This window comes from Pseudomonas sp. SID14000, from assembly GCF_002165135.1.
GTDB lineage: Bacteria > Pseudomonadota > Gammaproteobacteria > Pseudomonadales > Pseudomonadaceae > Aquipseudomonas.
Window position 1 is genome coordinate 1 of sequence record NZ_NFZQ01000105.1, and the last position, 443, is coordinate 443.

Annotated in this window: 1 protein-coding gene; it reads left to right on the forward strand. The window is 62.1% G+C overall.

Going from position 1 to position 443, the window contains the following annotated elements; genetic code table 11:
• On the forward strand, positions 1-443 hold a 443-nt coding region (locus CAY82_RS26800), incomplete at both ends, for an immunoglobulin-like domain-containing protein (protein ID WP_170931139.1).

The following is a 443-nucleotide window of genomic DNA, read 5'->3' on the forward strand; positions in this document are numbered from 1 at the left end:
CCGGCCAACGACGTCTACAACAACGGCTCGACCGTTAGCGTGACCATCGAGAACGCCACGGGCGGTAACTTCGAGCAGTTGGTGCCGAACCCGACACCAGCTCAGACCACCATCAACGACTCGGTGGATACCACCACCGCGACCCTGACCGCTTCGCCAAGCGTCACCGAAGGCGGCGTCATCACCTACACCGTGACCCTGAGCAACCCAGCCCAGACCCCGGTGACCGTGACCCTGTCCAACGGCCAGACCATCACCATCGAAGCCGGCAAGACCCAGGGCAGTGTTGATTTCGAAACTCCGGCCAACGATGTCTACAACAACGGCTCGACCGTCAGCACCACGATTACCGGTGCTACCGGTGGCAACTTCGAGCAGTTGGTGCCGAACCCGACGCCAGCTCAGACCACCATCAACGACTCGGTGGACACCACCACCGCGAC